Origin of the sequence: Tabrizicola soli (genome assembly GCF_015999335.1) — a bacterium.
Lineage (GTDB): Bacteria > Pseudomonadota > Alphaproteobacteria > Rhodobacterales > Rhodobacteraceae > Tabrizicola > Tabrizicola soli.
In genome coordinates this window covers 13,756-30,427 of record NZ_JAEACP010000009.1, presented here as the reverse complement: position 1 = coordinate 30,427, position 16,672 = coordinate 13,756, and the positions used below count along the sequence as shown (strand labels likewise).

The window sequence follows — 16,672 nt, the reverse complement described above, 5'->3', positions numbered from 1 at the left end:
ATGGGGGGCGGCGCTGTCGCCCCCGATCCTCCAGCGCCCCGACCGGACGCCGCATGACCGACGCAGCCCCCAAACTTGTCTGCCGCAACGTCTGGAAGGTCTTCGGCGCGCGCGCCGAGGACAGCCTTGCACGCATCGGCCCCGACGCCGGCAAGCTCCTCGCCGCGGGCCTGATCCCGGCGGTCCGCGACGTGAACCTGGCGGTCCGCGCCGGGGAGATCTTCGTGATCATGGGCCTGTCCGGCTCGGGCAAGTCGACACTGGTCCGCTGCCTGTCGCGGCTGGTGGAACCCACGTCGGGCGAGATCCTGTTCAACGGCCGGAACCTGCTGGCCGCGACCGAGGCGGAGATGATCGCCATCCGCCGCCACAAGATGGGCATGGTGTTCCAGCATTTCGCGCTGCTGCCGCACCTGACCGTGCTGGAGAACGTGGCCTTCCCGCTGGAGGTGCAGGGCGTCCCGCGCGCCACCCGCGACGCCCGCGCGCGCGAGATGGTGGCGCTGGTCGGCCTTGCCGGGCGCGAGGCCAGTTTCCCGCGCCAGCTTTCCGGCGGCCAGCAGCAGCGGGTGGGCATCGCCCGCTCGCTGGCGGTCGAGCCGGAGCTCTGGTTCCTGGACGAACCCTTCTCGGCCCTCGATCCGCTGATCCGGCGCGAGTTGCAGGACGAGTTCATCCGCCTGCAATCCCGGCTGCAAAAGACCATCGTCTTCATCACCCATGATTTCGACGAGGCGATCCGGCTTGCCGACCGCATCGCGATCATGAAGGACGGCCGCATCGAGCAGATCGGCACGCCCGAGGAACTGGTCCTGCATCCCGCGACCGATTACGTCCGCGAATTCACCCGCGCGGTGCCCAAGGCCAAGGCGGTCCGCGTCGCCTCGCTGATGTCCGCGTCGCCGCCGCCCGAAGGCGCCCCCGCGATTCCGGCCCGCGCCACCGTGGCCGAGGCGGGCGGCGCGCTTGCCTCGGGTGCCGGGGCCCTCGCCGTCACCGATGCAACGGGCCGCCCCGTCGGCACGCTGCACCGCGAGGACGTGATCCGCCTTCTACTGGCAGGCACCGCATGACCGCGCTGCCCGCCCCCCGCCTGTCCCATGCCCGCGCGTTGTGGCTGGTGGCGGTGGTGCTGACGGCGATCCTCTGGCTTTGGGGGCAGAGGCTGGCCCCCTTCGCCTTCGACTACCCTAAGGCCTGGCAGATCCCCGCCGCCCGCTGGATCGGCAATGCGATCAACTGGCTGATGAAGGAGGCCGCCATCGGCCCCCTGGCCTTTTCGGACGTCACCCGGTTCATCGCCGCCCTGATCGACGCGCCCTACCGCGTGGTGCTGTCGCTGCTGTCCAGCGGGCTTCTCTCCGGCGAAGGCTCCAGCGCGGTGCAGCTCTGGCCGCCCTTGTCCTGGGTCGCGGCCGTCGGCCTGTTCGCGCTGCTCGGCCTTTACGCGGGGGGCCTGCCGCTGGCCCTGACCGTGACCGCCTGCATGGCTTTCGTCGCGGTCTTCGGCCAGTGGCAAAGCGCGATGGTCACGCTGTCGTCGATCGTGGTCGCGGTGCCGATCGGGGTGGCGGGGGGGCTTCTGGCCGGGATAGCGGCCTGGCGGTTGCCCTGGCTTGACCGCGCGCTGAAGCCGGTTCTCGACCTCATGCAGACCATGCCGGTCTTTGCCTATCTGGTCCCGATCCTGATCCTGTTCGGCTTCGGCCCCACCGCCGCCGTCGTGGCGACGCTGATCTACGCCATGCCGCCGATGACGCGCCTCACCACGCTCGCCCTGCGCCGCGTGCCGGCCGAGATCCACGACCTTGGCCGCATGGTGGGCTGCACCCCGCGCCAGATGACCTGGCGCGTGCTGGTGCCCGCCTCGCGCGAGCCGCTGATGGTGGGGGTCAACCAGGTCATCATGCTCTCGCTCAACATGGTGATCATCGCCTCGATGATCGGGGCGGGGGGCCTTGGCTTCGACGTGCTGAACGCGCTGCGCCGCCTGGACTTCGGCGCGGGGCTGGAGGCGGGGCTGGCCATCGTCGCGCTGGCCATCGCGCTGGACCGGCTGTCGCAGGCGCTGGCCCGCCGCGCCTCTGCCCCGCCCCGGCAGGGGGCGCGGCATCCCTATCTGGCCGCCGCCCTGGCCCTGGTCGCTGTGGCATGGGCGCTGGGCCTGATCCTGCCGGCGGTGCAGACCTATCCCGAGGCCGCCCGGCTGAGCACCAGCCCGTTCTGGGCCGCTGCCGTGGAATGGATCAACGTGACCTTCTTCGACATGCTGGAGGCGCTGAAGAACGCGATCCTGACCACGCTCCTCGTCCCGGTGAAACGCTTCCTCCTCTCGCTGCCCTGGCTGGGCGTCGTGGCGTTGCTCGGCCTTGCCGGCTGGCGGCTGGGCGGGTGGCGGCTGGCTGCGCTGACCGCGGGCCTCGCCTTCCTCATCGCGGCGACGGGGCAATGGGAGAAGGCGATGATCACCGTCTATCTCTGCGGGCTTTCCACCCTGTTCGCCCTTCTGATCGGGATTCCCGTCGCCATCGCCGTCGCCAACCGCGACCGCGCCTGGACGGTCACGCGGGCGTTGATCGACACGCTGCAGACCCTGCCCTCCTTCGTCTACCTGATGCCCGTGGTCATGCTGTTCCGCGTCGGGGACTTCACCGCGATGATCGCCGTCGTGGCCTATGCCGTCGTCGCCGCCATCCGCTATACCGTCCTCGGCCTGCAGGGCGTCGACCCGAGGCTGATCGAGGCCGGCCGCGCCATGGGCTGCACCGACTGGCAGATCCTGACCCGCATCCGCCTGCGCCTGGCCCTGCCCGAGATCCTGCTGGGCGTGAACCAGACCATCATGTTCGCCCTGTCGATGCTGGTGATCACCGCGCTGGTCGGCACCCGCGACCTGGGGCAGGAGGTCTATATCGCGCTGACCAAGGCCAATCCCGGCAACGGGCTGGTGGCGGGCCTTGCCATCGCCTTCATCGCCATCATCGCCGACCGGCTGATCCATGCCGCGGCCATGGCGCAGCGCGAGAAGCTTGGGCTGGAGGGCGGCGGATGACCCTTCCCGAACGCCTCCGCCGCCTGCCTTTTGCGGGCGGGATCAGCGCCGAACCCCTGCTCGGCGGGTTGTCGAACGAAAGCTGGAAGGTCACCGATGCGCGCGGCAGCCATGTCGTCCGCTTCGGCCGCGACTTCCCCTTCCATCATGTTGACCGCGCGCGCGAGGTGATGACCGCCCGCGCCGCCCATGCCGCGGGTTTCGGCCCCGCCGTCGAGCATGCCGAGCCGGGGGTCAGCGTCTTTGCCTTCCTGGACGCCCGCACCTGGGGGCCCGAGGACCTGCGCGCCAACCCCGAGCGCGTGGCCGACCTTCTGCGCCGGTTCCATGCCGAGATGCCGGCCCATGTCGAAGGCGCGGCCTTCCTGTTCTGGCCCTTCCACGTCATCCGCGACTATGCCCGCACCCTGCGTGCCGGCGAGAGCCCCTTCACCCCCGAACTGCCCGCCCTGCTGGCCCTGGCGGCCGAGCTGGAACAGGCCCAGATCCCGCTGCCGATCGTCTTCGGCCACCACGACCTTCTGCCCGCGAACTTCCTGGACGATGGCAAAAGGCTCTGGCTGATCGACTACGAATATGCGGGCTTCGGCACCGCCCTCTTCGACCTTGCCGGGGCCGCCTCGAACGCGGGGATGACGCCGGAGGAGACCGACCGCCTGCTCGCCACCTATTTCGGCGCAGCCCCCGACCGCCCCCTGCGCCGCGCCTTCGACGCCATGCAATGCGCCAGCCTTCTGCGCGAGGCGATGTGGGCCATGACCTCGGCCCTGCACCTCTCGGCGCCGGGGGCCGATTACGACGCCTATGCCCGCGAGAACCTGACCCGCCTTCAGGCGGCGCTTTCCCATTACCGCAGCCAGCACGGAACGCAGACATGACCCTTCCCACCCATGCCCGGATCGTCGTCATCGGCGGCGGCATCATCGGCTGCTCCACCGCCTATCACCTGGCCCGCGACCACAAGGCCGAGGTGGTGCTGCTGGAACAGGGCAGGATCACCTCCGGCTCCACCTGGCACGCGGCGGGGCTGGTCGGCCAGCTGCGCGCCTCGGCCTCGATCACGCGGGTGCTCAAGTATTCCGTGGAACTCTACAAGGGCCTCGCCGCCGAGACCGGGCTGGATACCGGCTGGAAGATGACCGGCTGCCTGCGCCTGGCCACCAATGCCGACCGCTGGACCGAATACCGCCGCCTTGCCACCACCGCCCGCAGCTTCGGGATGGAGATGCACCTGATCTCGCCCGAGGAGGTGAAGCGGATGTGGCCGCTGATGGACACCTCCGACCTTGTCGGCGCAAGCTGGCTGCCGACGGACGGGCAGGCCAGCCCCTCGGACATCACCCATTCCCTTGCGAAGGGCGCGCGGATGCACGGGGCGCAACTGCACGAGGGCGTCACCGTCGCCGGCTTTGCCATGGACGGCCGTCGCATCACCGCCGTCCACACCGACCGGGGCACGATCGCCTGCGAGAAGGTCGTGAACTGCGGCGGCATGTGGGCGCGCGAGATCGGCGCGTTGGCGGGGATCAACGTGCCGCTGCAACCCGTGAAGCACCAGTATATCGTCACCGAGAGGATCGAGGGCCTTTCCCCCGACGCCCCCACCCTGCGCGACCCCGACCGGCGCACCTATTTCAAGGAGGAGGTCGGCGGCCTTGTCATGGGAGGCTATGAGCCGAACCCGCAGGGCTGGGTGCAGGGCGAGATTCCGAAGGACTGGGAGTTCCGGCTGTTCGACGACGATTACGACCATTTCGCCCAGCATCTGGAACAGGCCATCGCCCGCGTCCCGGCGCTGGAGAAGACCGGCGTCAAGCAGATGATCAACGGCGCGGAAAGCTTTACCCCCGACGGCAACTTCATCCTCGGCCCCGCGCCGGAATGCGCCAACATGTATGTGGGCGCGGGGTTCAACGCCTTTGGCATCGCCTCGGGCGGGGGGGCGGGCTGGGTGCTGGCCGAATGGGTCATGCGCGACGAGGCGCCGCTCGATCTCTGGGTCGTCGACATCCGCCGCTTCTCGGGCCTGCACCGCGACCGGCAATGGGTCTTCGACCGTACGATGGAGGCCTATGGCAAGCATTACACCATCGGCTTCCCGCATGAGGAATACGAAAGCGGCCGTCCCCGCATCACCTCGCCGCTCTATCAGCGGCTGAAGGAGCATCGGGCGGTCTTCGGCTCGAAACTCGGCTGGGAGCGGCCGAACTGGTTCGCGCCCGAGGGGATGGAGCCGCGGGATGTCTATTCGATGGGCCGGCAGAACTGGTTCGGGCCCGTGGGGCAGGAGCACGCCCATGTCCGCGACAAGGTCGGGATCTTCGACCAGTCCTCCTTTGCCAAATACGAGATTTCCGGCCCCGGCGCGGCCGAGGCGCTGGAATGGATCTGCGCCAACCGCGTCGCGCGCGCGCCGGGGCGGCTGACCTATAGCCAGCTCCTCAACTCCCGCGGCGGGATCGAGGCGGACCTGACCGTGGCGCGCCTGTCGCAGGACCGTTTCTACATCGTCACCGGCACCGGCTTCCGCACCCATGACCTGGCCTGGATCGCCGACCACCTGCCCGCGACCGGCTGCAACCTGACCGACGTGACCGAGGATTGGGGCACGCTTTCGCTCATGGGCCCGATGGCGCGGCGCGTGCTGGAGAAGGTGACCGCCGCCGACGTCTCGAACGCCGCCTTCCCCTTCGGCCATATGCGCGAGATCACCATCGCCGGGGCCGATGTCCGCGCCCTGCGGGTGACCTATGTCGGCGAGCTGGGCTGGGAGCTGCACACTCCGCTTGCCCATACCGCCGCCGTCTTCGACGCCCTCATGGCGGCGGGCGGGGCCGATATCCGCCCGGTCGGCTATCGCGCGCTGGAATCGCTGCGGCTGGAAAAGGGCTATCGCGCCTGGTCCGCCGATATCACGCCGAACGACACGCCGTTCGAGGCCGGGCTGGGCTGGGCCGTCAAGCTGAAGTCCGGCACCCCATTCCTGGGCCGCGCCGCGCTGGAGGCCGTGCAGGACAGGCCGCTGGCCAAACGCCTCGCCGGTTTCACCAGCGATCCCGAGGCCGTCCTCGTGGGGCGCGAGACGATCCTGCGGAATGGCGAACCCGTGGGCTATCTCACCTCGGGCGGATATGGCTATAGCGTCGGGCAGAGCATCGGCTACGGCTATCTGCGCAATCCGGCGGGCGTGACGGACGACTGGCTCGCCTCGGGCAGCTACGCCCTTGTCGTCGCGGGCGAGACCCTGCCCGCGAGCCTGGTCCTGAAGCCGCTTTATGATCCCGAAGGCAGCCGCATCCGGGCCTGACGGTCAGTAGCGGGTGGTCATCCGGTGGCCGGGCCGGTGGACCAGGCGGACATAGGTCACCATCTGGTCGTTCCAGCGCGTCGACCGTTCCGTCATCAGCAGCGGCTCGCCCGCGGCGCAATCCAGATGGGCGGCCAGCGCCGCATCCGCCGCCGTGGCGGAGATGCTGATCTCGACCGCCGAGAAGGGGATCTGCGACATCAGCCATTCGGTCGGGCCGCTGGCCGAGAAATCGGCGGCAAGCGCCTGGGGCAGAAGGGCAAGGTTGATCCAGCGGTCCTCGTGCTGCCAGGGGGTGCCGTCGGCGAGATGCAGGCAGACCAGGTGCCGCACCTGGCTGCCGGGCTGAAGCGCCAGCCGCGCGCGCAGCCATTCGGGGGCCTCGACCACCTCGGACCGGACCAGCGCATAGCGGTAGGCGCGGCCCTGTTCCTCGATCTCGCGCCGGATCACGGGGATGTCGAAGCGCGCCTGCCGGAGCGGCGTCAGCCGCACGCGCGAGCCGGACTTGCGCTTGCGCTCGATGATGCCTTCCTCGGCCAGTTCGCGCATCGCCCGGTTCACCGTGGCGCGGGCCGAGCCGTAGGTTTCGGCCAGCTCCAGCTCGCCGGGGATCAGGCTGCCCGGCGTCCATTCGCCCCGGGTGATCTTGCCCAGAATGTCCGACTTGATGTCACGATAGGTCGCCGTCACGATAGCATCCTGCCCGCCTGGCCGGGCCGAAGTCGAGCCCGTCAGAAAAACTAAAACATCGGCCATCCCGGCTAAATCGTTTTGCGTAGACAAGGCCGTTCTGTCCCTGATTATATCAGACATAATGATTTTCAAGTCCAGACAAAAAGGCAGGGCATGAGTCCCATACTGAAGGTCCTGTTGCGGCGTCTGGCGCTGGGGGCGCTGACGCTGCTGATCGTTTCGGCGATCATCTTCCTTGCGGTCGAGATGCTGCCCGGCGACATCGCCACGGAAATCCTGGGCCAGTCCGCGACCGAGGAAACGCTGGCCGCCCTGCGCGAGAAGCTGGGACTCGACCAGCCCGCCGTGGTGCGCTACCTCGACTGGGTGACGGGGGCGCTGACCGGCGATTTCGGCATGTCGCTGGCCAACCAGCGCCCGATCGGCGCGCTGATCGCGGACCGCGCCTTCAACACCTTCTTCCTTGCCGGCCATGCCGCGCTGATCGCCGTGCCGCTGTCGCTGTTCCTCGGGCTGGTGGCCGCGCTTTACCGCGAGACGCTGCTGGACAGGCTGATCTCCACCAGCACGCTGGCGGCGATCTCCTTCCCGGAATATTTCGTCGCCTATATCCTGATCCTGCTCTTTGCGGTCCAGCTGGGCTGGTTCCCCAGCCTTGCCAGCGTCGAGCCGGGGATGGCGCTGGCCGACCGGCTGCACGCCACCTTCCTGCCGGCGCTGACGATGACGCTGATCGTGACCGCGCACATGATGCGGATGACGCGGGCCGCGATCGTCAACCTGCTGGCGCTGCCCTATGTCGAGATGGCGCAGCTGAAGGGGATGCGGCGCTGGCGGGTGATCGCGGTGCACGCGCTGCCCAATGCGCTGGCCCCGATCGTCAACGTCATCGCGCTGAACCTGGCCTATCTGATCGTCGGCGTGGTGCTGGTCGAGGTGGTCTTCGTCTATCCCGGCCTGGGGCAGCTTCTGGTGGACAGCGTGGCCAAGCGCGACTTTCCGGTGGTGCAGGCGGCCTGCCTGATCTTTGCCGCCACCTATATCCTGCTGAACCTCGCGGCCGACCTGATCGCCATCCTGTCGAACCCGCGCCTGCTGCACCCGAGATGACCCGATGCCCTGGCTGACCCACCTGCGATCCGCCCCGCCCTCGGCCCTGATCGGGCTGGCGCTTGTCCTGGCCTATGCGCTGGTGGCGCTGTTCGCCCCCTGGCTGGCCCCTTACCCCGAGGCCGACGCGGCCGGGGCGCAATATGCCCCCTGGGCGGCACCGCATTACCTGGGCACCGACATGCTGGGCCGCGACGTGCTGTCGCGGATGATCTGGGGCGCGCGCAATACCGTCGGCATCGCGCTGGTGACCACGGTGCTGGCCTTCCTGCTGGGCACGACGGCCGGGCTGATGGCGGCGACCGTCGGCGGGCTGGCCGACACGCTGGCCTCGCGCCTGGCGGATGTGCTGATGGCGGTGCCCTCGCTGATCTTCGCGCTGCTGATCCTGACGATCACCGGGACCTCGGTGGTGGCGCTGGTGCTGGTGATCGCGGTGCTGGACAGCACGCGGGTGTTCCGCCTGTCGCGGGCGGTGGCGCAGGGGATCCTGACGATGGATTACATCGAGGTGGCCCGGATGCGTGGCGAGGGGCTGTTCTGGCTGATCCGGCGCGAGGTGCTGCCCAATGCCGCCGCGCCGCTGATCGCGGAATTCGGCCTGCGCTTCTGCTTCGTCTTCCTGTTCATCTCGGCCCTGTCCTTCCTGGGGCTTGGCCTGCAGCCGCCCACCGCCGACTGGGGGTCGATGGTGCGCGAAAGCGCCAAGCTGATCGCCTTCGCCAATTTCTCGACCTGGCAGACGGCGACCTTCGGCCTTGCGCCGCTGCTGCCGGCCGGGGCCATCGCGCTGTTGACGGTGGCGGTCAATCTGGTGGTCGACTGGGTGCTGCGCCTGTCGAGCGGGCTGAAGGAGTGAAGCATGGGCAATGAGTTGCTGACCATCCGGGGCCTGCGGATCGAGGGGCGCTCGGCCCAGGGCTGGAGCGAGATCGTCAAGGGCGTGGACCTTGACCTGAACCGGGGCGAGATCCTGGGGCTGATCGGCGAAAGCGGGGCCGGGAAATCGACGCTGGGCCTTGCGGCGATGGGCTATGTCAAGCCGGGCTGCCGGATTGCGGGGGGCTCGATCCGCTTTGACGGGCAGGAACTGGTGGGTGCCCCGGCCCCGGCGCTGCGCGCGCTGCGGGGGCGGCGCATCGCCTATGTCGCGCAATCGGCGGCGGCGGCCTTCAACCCGGCCTGGCGGCTGATCGACCAGCATTGCGAAGGCCCGGTCCAGCACGGCGTCAAGTCCCGGCGCGAGGCCGAGGCCGAGGCGGTGCAGCTTTACCGCGAGATCCGCCTGCCCGACCCGGAGCGGATCGGCCTGCGCTATCCGCACCAGGTCTCGGGCGGACAATTGCAACGGGCGATGACGGCCATGGCTATGGCCTGCCGCCCCGACCTGATCATCTTCGACGAGCCCACGACCGCGCTGGACGTGACCACCCAGATCGAGGTCCTGGCCGCGATCCGCGCCATCGTGCGTGACCATCACACCGCCGCCATCTACATCACCCACGACCTTGCGGTGGTGGCGCAGATGGCCGACCGGGTGAAGGTGCTGCTGCGTGGCACCGAGGTCGAGGAGGCCCCGACGCGCGAGATGCTTTCCGCCCCGCGCGAGGCCTATACCCGCTCGCTCTGGGCCGTGCGCGAGTTCCGCCGCGAACCCGTCGCCCCCGCCGGCCCGCAGGCTCTGCTGCTGGAGGTGCAGGGCCTGACCGTCGCCTACGGACCGCTGAAGGTGCTGGACAGGGTCAGCCTGACCATCCCGAAGGGGCGCACCGTGGCGGTGGTCGGGGAAAGCGGCTCGGGCAAGTCGACTACGGCGCGGGCGATCATGGGGCTGGTGCCGCCGGCTGGCGGAAAGGTGCTGTTCGACGGCAAGCCGCTGCCGCCGCGCGGCCGCGACCGGGGCCGCGACCTTCAGCGGCGCATCCAGATGATCCACCAGATGGCCGATACCGCGCTGAACCCGCGCCACCGGATCCGCGACATCCTGGGCCGCCCGCTGGAGTTCTTCCGCGGCCTGAAGGGCGTGGCCAGGGAAGCCCGCCTGCGCGAGCTTCTGTCGGAGATCGAGCTGGAGCCAGACCAGTTCCTCGACCGCCTGCCGTCCGAGCTTTCGGGCGGGCAGAAACAGCGGATCTGCATTGCCAGGGCATTGGCGGCCGAGCCGGATTTCATCATCTGCGACGAGGTGACCTCGGCGCTGGACCAGCTGGTGGCCGAGGGCATCCTGCGGCTCCTGGACCGGCTGCAACGGGAAAGGGGACTGACCTACATGTTCATCACCCACGACCTGGCCACCGTCCGCGCCATCGCCGACGAGGTGGTGGTGATGCAGGGCGGCCATGTGGTGGACTCCGGCCCGACCTCGCGGATCTTCCGGCCGCCGCACGACCCCTATACCGAGCTTCTGCTCTCGTCGGTGCCCGAGATGGATGCCGACTGGCTGACCCGGCGTCTTGCCGAGCGTGCTGCACGACACGAAAAGAGGGCGTCCTGATGCTGGATTATGGCACTGTATCCTGCCGGATCGACCTGGACAGCCCCGGCAAGCGCAGCGGCTGGCTCGATCTCGGCCATTCCGACAACCGGCACGATTTCAGCACGATCCCGGTGCCGATCGGCGTGGTGCGCGGCGGGCCGGGGCCGGTGGTGCTGGTGACGGGCGGCAATCATGGCGACGAATACGAGGGCCAGCTCATCGCCCGCCGCCTGTTCGAGCGGCTCACGCCCGCGGACCTTGCCGGCGCGGTGATCCTGCTGCCGGCGCTGAACCTGCCGGCGGTGCTGGCCGGGCGGCGGGTCTCGCCGCTGGATGGCGGCAACATGAACCGCAGCTTTCCCGGCGCGCCGGACCGGGGGCCGACCGCCGCGCTGGCGGGGTTCGTCACGACGCATCTCTTCCCGCGCGCGGCGCTGGCGATCGACCTGCATTCCGGCGGGACGGATGTCGATTTCATCACGTCGAGCTACCTGTGCCTGTCCGCCGACGCTGGCCAGAACGCCCGGGCGCTGGACCTGTGCCGGGATTTCGCGCTGCCCTGGACGGTGGTGGCCCCGCCGTCGCACACGGCCGGAGACCTGGATTCCGCCGCGCAGGCTGCCGGATGCGCGGTGATCTCCTGCGAACTCGGCGGAAGCGGACGGGTGTCGCAAAAGGCGCTGGCGCAGGGATGGGCCGGGGTGCTGCGGCTTTTGCGGGGGGCGGGCGCGCTGCATCCGCAGGCGGCGGCGCGGCTGGGCGAGGGGCCCGCAGGCCCGACCCGGTTCGCCGATCTTGGCGCCGGCGCGACCCATGCCACGGTGATGCACCACGGAATCGCCGAGCCGTTGGTTGCCCTGGGCGAGCAGGTGGCAGCCGGGCAGGCGCTGGCGCTGCTGCGCGATCCCTTCGACCTGGCGACCCCCGCGCGCGAGATCGCCGCCGTCTCGGAAGGGCTGGTGCTGGTGCGCAGGCGCAATGCGTTGGTGGCGCCGGGGGATCACCTGTTCCTGATCGGGCCCGAGATGACGGCGGATCAGCTGCTGCGCGCGGCGGACCCGCGCGCAGCCTGAGCCCTACAGATCCAGCACCACCCGCCCCTCGGGCCGGCTGCAGCACAAAAGGACCGTGCCGGCCGGAGGGTCGGTCAGCGGCGGTTCCAGATAGGTCACGCGGCCCTCGCTCAGGCCGGTGCGGCAGGTGTTGCACAGGCCCGCGCGGCAGCTGAACTCGGGTTCCAGCCCCGCCGCTTCCGCCAGTTCCAGCAGGTTCGCGGCGCTGTCCGTCCAGGCCACCTCGCGCCCCGAGCGGGCGAAGACCACGCTGGGGCCATCGGCCGGGGCCGCGACAGGCGGAACCGGGCTGCTTTCCTCGATCCCGCGCGCGGCGGGGTTGGTGAGGTAGGCCAGCCTCGCGATCGCCGCCGGGGCGCCTGCCGGGACATGCGCCCGCAGCGCGGCCCGCGCGCCTTCGGCGGCCAGGCGCGGCAGGGAGGTCTGCTTGCCGAAGAATTCATAGCGGATGTCGTCTTCCCGCAGGCCAAGGCCGGTCAGCAAGCGCCACATCGCCACCATGAAGGGCGTCGGGCCGCAGAGATAGGCCTCATAGCGGTCCAGCGGCAGCAAGCCCTGCAGGAAGGCCGCGTCAACCAGCCCCTCGGCGTCATATGCCCCCGCCGCGCGATCCGCGGCAGAGGGCGCGCGGTAGAGGGTTCGGGCCACGATCCGCCCGTCCGAGGCGGCGGCGAGCGCGGCCACTTCCTCCCGCAGGGCATGGACCGCGCCGTTCTCGCAGGCCTGTACGAAATAGACCCGCCGCTTTCCCCGCGCCAGGCGGTGCAGCATCGACAAGAGCGGGGTGACGCCGACGCCGCCCGCCAGCAGGAGCACCGGGCGGTCGCTCGCCTCGTCCAGCACGAAGCTGCCGCGCGGCGCGGCGATCTCGACCGTATCGCCCTCGGCTACCCGGTCGTGCAGCCAGCAGGACCCAAGCCCCTCCGGCAGGCCGGGCGCCGCCTCGCGCTTGACCGAGATGCGGTAGCCCGTGCCGTCGGCCACGTCGGAGGAGATGGAATAGGTGCGAAGCGGCCCGCCGGGCGCGGGCAGGCGCAGCGTCAGATACTGGCCGGGCAGCGCGGGCCAAAGCGCCGCGCCGTCCTGCGGCACCAGATGGAACGAGGTGATGACCTCGCTTTCGCGGACCTTGCGGGCCACGGTGAAGGGGCGGAACGGATCGGCCATGCCCTAGCCCCGCATCTTTTCGTCGACCAGCGCCTCTTCGGCGATCATCGCCTCGAGCTGGCGGCGAAAGCGCAGGGGGCCCGCGTCGATCGACAGGTCGATATGCGGCGAGGTCTTCTGCGTCATGCCGCGCTGGACCTCGGTCAGGACGGCGCGGTCCTCCTCGAAGGCCTTGCGGACGTCATGCGCCATCATCTTCGACAGTTCCTCGTCCTGCGGGCGGACATTGCGCAGCTGGAACCAGTAATAGCGCGTCTCGCTCTCGCTGACCGGGGTCATGAAGTTGTAGCTGTCCATGACGAAGGTCCTGTCGTGCAGGCTGCCCTCGGGCCCGCCGGTGCCCGCGGGGGTGAACACGGCGCGGATCAGGGCGTGGCTGGGATAGCGCACCTCGTAATGCTGCAGCCGGTCGCAGGCGCCGTCGAATTCGATGATCTTCTTGTAGAAGGGCGCCGGTTCGACGTTCATCATCCAGCGATGCACGATCACTCCGTCGTCGGTGCGCGTCACCCGAAGCGGCGTGTCCTTGGTCGCGGCCTGCGCGAAGGAGGTTTCATGCACCCAGGCGACATGGGTCGGATCCAGCAGGTTGTCGCACATCAGCAGATAGTTGCACTTCAGCTCCATCGCGTCGCCCGAGTTCATCCCCCAGTCGGGGCTGTCGAAATTCGGGATGTCGATGATGTCGGAGGTGTCGGCGATGGCGGCGTTGCCCATCCAGATCCAGACCAGGCCGTATTTCTCGTGCACCGGATAGGGGCGCACCTTGGCGGCCGAGGGGATCCGCCCGCCGCCCGGCGCCCAGACGCATTGCCCGGCGCAATCGAAGGTCAGGCCGTGATAGCCGCATTCCACCGTGTCGCCCTTGATGCGGCCCTTCGACAGCGGCAGCTTGCGGTGCGGGCAGGCGTCCTCCAGCGCGATCACCTCGCCGGCTTCGGTGCGAAAGACGCAGATCTTTTCGCCCAGAACGACGATCTGCCGCAACTCACGGGTGATTTCCTTGCTCCAGGCGGCAACGTACCACGCATTCTTCAGAAACATGGGGGTATCTCCGGTTAGGGTTATGACTATTATGTATAGTCAAATTAACCGGATCGGCGACGAAATCAGCTTCGCAACAGTTTAGGTCCGCTCAATCGTTGGGCGTGCGGTTGCCACGCGCAGCCTGCACCAGCCAGTTCAAGAAATCCCGCGCGACCTGATGGCCAAGCGTCTGCGGGCCCCAGCAGATGTAATAGGCCTCGGGCAGGGCAAGCGCCTGGTCCGAGAGCCGCACCAGACGGCCCATCTTCAGGTCCGCCTCGGCGAAGGCGGCCTGCGCCAGCGCGATTCCCTGCCCGCTCGCCGCCGCTTCCAGTGCCAGGCTAGACAGCGAATAGACCCCGATCGGGCGCGGGGCCAGGCCCGGCGCCAGTCCGACATGGGCGAACCAGTCCTTCCAGCGCGGCACGTTGGCATAGCCCGCCCCCCAGTCGACATCGACCAGCGGCAGTTGCGACAGCGAGGCGGGATCGAGGGCCTCGGGCTGGCGGGCAAGGAAATCGGGCGAGCAGACGGGAAAGCAGGTGTCGGTGAACAGGACCCGCGAATGGGCATAGCGGTTCGCGGCCTGTCCGTAGGTCAGCCGGAACATCTGGTCCAGCATCTTCGAATCGGGCTCGCGGTGGGTCGCCTCCAGCCGGACCGAGATTTCCGGCGTCTCGGCCTGAAAGCGGTGCAGGCGGGGGCCAAGCCATTTCAGCATCAGCGTCGGCAGGCCTGAAATGGTGATCTCGGCCCCGGTCTTCTGCGCCTCGATATAGTCGCGGGCAAGGCGCAGCCGGTCGAACCCCTGCGAGACCAGATCCAGATAGACCCGGGCCTGCGGCGTCAGCGACAGGCCGCGCCCGTCCCGGACCACCAGCGTCAGCGCGACATGCTCTTCCAGCAGCCGGATCTGCTGACTCACCGCCCCCGGCGTGACCCCCAGTTCCTGCGCGGCGCTGTTGACGGACCCCAGCCGCCCCACAGCCTCGAAGGCTTGCAGCGAGCGAAGCGGGGGAAGCTGTCCGGCCATGCGCGACTCCTGTGGTTGTCCGGGTCAGGTTTAGAAAAACTCTAAAATAAGGCAGCGGTTCTGATTTGTCGGAAAATGTGTGCAGGCATTACGGTATTAAAAATAGACATAATACGCAACCCGGGCCCCCGGTCCACCTTCAGAACAGGGAAGAAGCCATGTCTGCCTTGATTACCCGCCGTTCACTGCTTCTGTCTGCGGGCGCCGCCGCCGGTGCCGGCCTGATCGGTCTTTCTCCGAAACGCGCCCTGGCGCAGGACGGCCCGCGCCAGGGCGGGGTCTTCCGTCTGGCCATCGCCGATTTCGATACCGGAGACACGCTCGATCCGCAATTGAACGAGACGCGGTTCATGATGAACCTGCACTATTCCCTGCGCAACAACCTGATCGAGGTCGGCCCCGGCGGCGTGCTGCAACCGGAACTGGCGACGGAATGGGGCTCGAACGCCGATTCGACCGTCTGGACCTTCAAGCTGCGCGACGGGGTGACCTTCCACAACGGCAAGACGATGACGGCCGATGACGTGGTCTGGTCGGTCAACCTGCACCGCGGCCCCGATACGGTGTCCGAGGCCAAGTCGCTGATGGCCGCGATCACCGAGGTGCAGGCCAGCGCGCCCGACGAGGTCACGATCACGCTGGCCGCTCCGAATGCCGGCTTCGCCTCGCTGATGTCGATGACGAACCTGCTGATCGTCCCGGCCGAGAACACCGACTTTGCCGCCGGGATCGGCACCGGGGGCTATACGCTGGAAAGCTTCGAGCCCGGCGTCAGCGCGCGTGTGGTGCGCAATCCGAACTACTGGAAGGAGGGCCGCGCCCATTTCGACGCGGTGGAGTTCAAGGCGATCCGCGACGTCAATGCCCGGATGACGGCGCTGCAGACCGGCCAGATCGACGCGATGAACTATGTTGATGCCACGACGGCCAACCTCCTGAAGGCGATGCCGAACGTGCAGCTGATCCAGACCCAGGGGAAGATGCACTATGGCTTCTCGATGCGCGTGGCGGACGGGCCGTTCAGCGACCCCGACGTGCGCCGGGCGATGAAGATGGCGATCGACCGCGAGGATATCGTCGCTAAGATCCTGTCGGGCTTCGGCTCGGTCGCCAACGACCAGCCGATCTCGACCGCCTATCCCGACCACAACCCGAACCTGCCGCAGACCGTCTACGATCCCGAGCAGGCCCGCGCGCTGTTCAAGAAGGCCGGCGTCGAGGGCGCGAAGATCCCGCTGCATGTGGCCGACACGCCCTTCACCGGCGCGGTGGACGCGGCCCAGCTTTACCGCGAACACGCCGCCGCCGCCGGGATCGAGCTGGATGTGGTGCGCGAGCCGGATGACGGCTACTGGTCGAACGTCTGGGGCAAGAAGCCCTTCTTCGCGACGAAATGGTCGGGCCGGGTGAACGAGGACGCCATGCTCTCGCTGGCCTATTCCCGCGAAAGCATCGGCAGCTGGAACGAGACCGGCTGGGACAACGAGGCCTTCAACACCACCCTGCTTGCCGCCCGCGGCGAGAAGGACGAGGCGAAGCGGCGCGAGCTCTACTGGGAATGCCAGCGCCTGATCCATGACGACTGCGGGCTGGTTGCCCCGGTCTGGGCGGATTTCCTGGATGCCACCGCGGCCAATGTCCGCCATGGCGACCTCGCCTCGGACTGGGAGCTGGACGGCGCGCGCGCGGCCGAACGCTGGTGGTTCGCCGCCTGAGGCGCAGCAAGACCCAT

The 16,672-nt window shown here is 68.8% G+C and carries 13 protein-coding genes; 9 read left to right on the top strand and 4 right to left on the bottom strand.

The features are described 5' to 3' along the window. Positions 1 to 53: 53 nt before the first annotated feature. The 4 genes from I7S92_RS09635 to I7S92_RS09620 are packed head-to-tail and all read left to right on the top strand — an operon-like array spanning position 54 to position 6,359. A complete protein-coding gene (locus tag I7S92_RS09635) occupies positions 54 to 1,073 on the top strand; it encodes a quaternary amine ABC transporter ATP-binding protein (RefSeq protein WP_197643367.1) in 1,020 nt (339 codons plus the stop codon). Next, positions 1,070 to 3,052 (top strand): ABC transporter permease, encoded by a 1,983-nt coding sequence (locus I7S92_RS09630; protein ID WP_197643365.1) that lies wholly within the window; start codon positions 1,070 to 1,072, stop codon positions 3,050 to 3,052. Before I7S92_RS09635 ends, I7S92_RS09630 begins: the two co-directional genes overlap by 4 nt. Then, positions 3,049 to 3,930: a choline/ethanolamine kinase family protein gene (locus tag I7S92_RS09625; protein WP_197643363.1), complete on the top strand. Its 882-nt coding sequence runs from the start codon at positions 3,049 to 3,051 to the stop codon at positions 3,928 to 3,930. The genes I7S92_RS09630 and I7S92_RS09625 overlap by 4 nt, the downstream gene beginning before the upstream one ends. Beyond that, positions 3,927 to 6,359 (top strand): GcvT family protein, encoded by a 2,433-nt coding sequence (locus tag I7S92_RS09620; RefSeq protein WP_197643361.1) that lies wholly within the window; start codon positions 3,927 to 3,929, stop codon positions 6,357 to 6,359. The genes I7S92_RS09625 and I7S92_RS09620 overlap by 4 nt, the downstream gene beginning before the upstream one ends. Before the next feature lie 3 nt (positions 6,360 to 6,362). Here I7S92_RS09620 and hutC read toward each other — a convergent pair whose 3' ends face one another. Further along, positions 6,363 to 7,052, bottom strand: a complete 690-nt coding sequence (gene hutC / locus I7S92_RS09615; RefSeq protein ID WP_354001319.1) for a histidine utilization transcriptional repressor HutC — start codon at positions 7,050 to 7,052, stop codon at positions 6,363 to 6,365. 156 nt (positions 7,053 to 7,208) lie between these two features. Here hutC and I7S92_RS09610 point away from each other — a divergent pair, with 156 nt between their 5' ends. The 4 genes from I7S92_RS09610 to I7S92_RS09595 are packed head-to-tail and all read left to right on the top strand — an operon-like array spanning position 7,209 to position 11,714. Then, complete coding sequence (locus I7S92_RS09610) at positions 7,209 to 8,165, top strand: ABC transporter permease (protein WP_197643357.1); 957 nt, start codon at positions 7,209 to 7,211, stop codon at positions 8,163 to 8,165. Positions 8,166 to 8,169: 4 nt separating this feature from the next. Then, a complete protein-coding gene (locus tag I7S92_RS09605; RefSeq protein ID WP_197643355.1) occupies positions 8,170 to 9,024 on the top strand; it encodes an ABC transporter permease in 855 nt (284 codons plus the stop codon). A gap of 3 nt (positions 9,025 to 9,027) precedes the next feature. Next, the gene (locus tag I7S92_RS09600; RefSeq protein ID WP_197643353.1) at positions 9,028 to 10,659 is read left to right on the top strand and encodes an ABC transporter ATP-binding protein; all 1,632 of its coding nucleotides are present in this window, start codon (positions 9,028 to 9,030) and stop codon (positions 10,657 to 10,659) included. After that, positions 10,659 to 11,714 (top strand): succinylglutamate desuccinylase/aspartoacylase family protein, encoded by a 1,056-nt coding sequence (locus tag I7S92_RS09595; RefSeq protein WP_197643351.1) that lies wholly within the window; start codon positions 10,659 to 10,661, stop codon positions 11,712 to 11,714. Before I7S92_RS09600 ends, I7S92_RS09595 begins: the two co-directional genes overlap by 1 nt. Before the next feature lie 3 nt (positions 11,715 to 11,717). Here I7S92_RS09595 and I7S92_RS09590 read toward each other — a convergent pair whose 3' ends face one another. From I7S92_RS09590 to I7S92_RS09580, 3 genes are all read right to left on the bottom strand, one after another. Continuing rightward, a complete protein-coding gene (locus I7S92_RS09590; protein ID WP_197643349.1) occupies positions 11,718 to 12,881 on the bottom strand; it encodes a 2Fe-2S iron-sulfur cluster-binding protein in 1,164 nt (387 codons plus the stop codon). A gap of 3 nt (positions 12,882 to 12,884) precedes the next feature. Further along, positions 12,885 to 13,925 (bottom strand): aromatic ring-hydroxylating dioxygenase subunit alpha, encoded by a 1,041-nt coding sequence (locus I7S92_RS09585; RefSeq protein ID WP_197643347.1) that lies wholly within the window; start codon positions 13,923 to 13,925, stop codon positions 12,885 to 12,887. Between the two features lie 91 nt (positions 13,926 to 14,016). Beyond that, complete coding sequence (locus I7S92_RS09580) at positions 14,017 to 14,940, bottom strand: LysR substrate-binding domain-containing protein (RefSeq protein ID WP_197643345.1); 924 nt, start codon at positions 14,938 to 14,940, stop codon at positions 14,017 to 14,019. Between the two features lie 158 nt (positions 14,941 to 15,098). Between I7S92_RS09580 and I7S92_RS09575 the strand changes: the two genes are divergently transcribed. Beyond that, positions 15,099 to 16,655, top strand: a complete 1,557-nt coding sequence (locus tag I7S92_RS09575) for an ABC transporter substrate-binding protein (RefSeq protein WP_197643342.1) — start codon at positions 15,099 to 15,101, stop codon at positions 16,653 to 16,655. Positions 16,656 to 16,672: the final 17 nt, after the last annotated feature.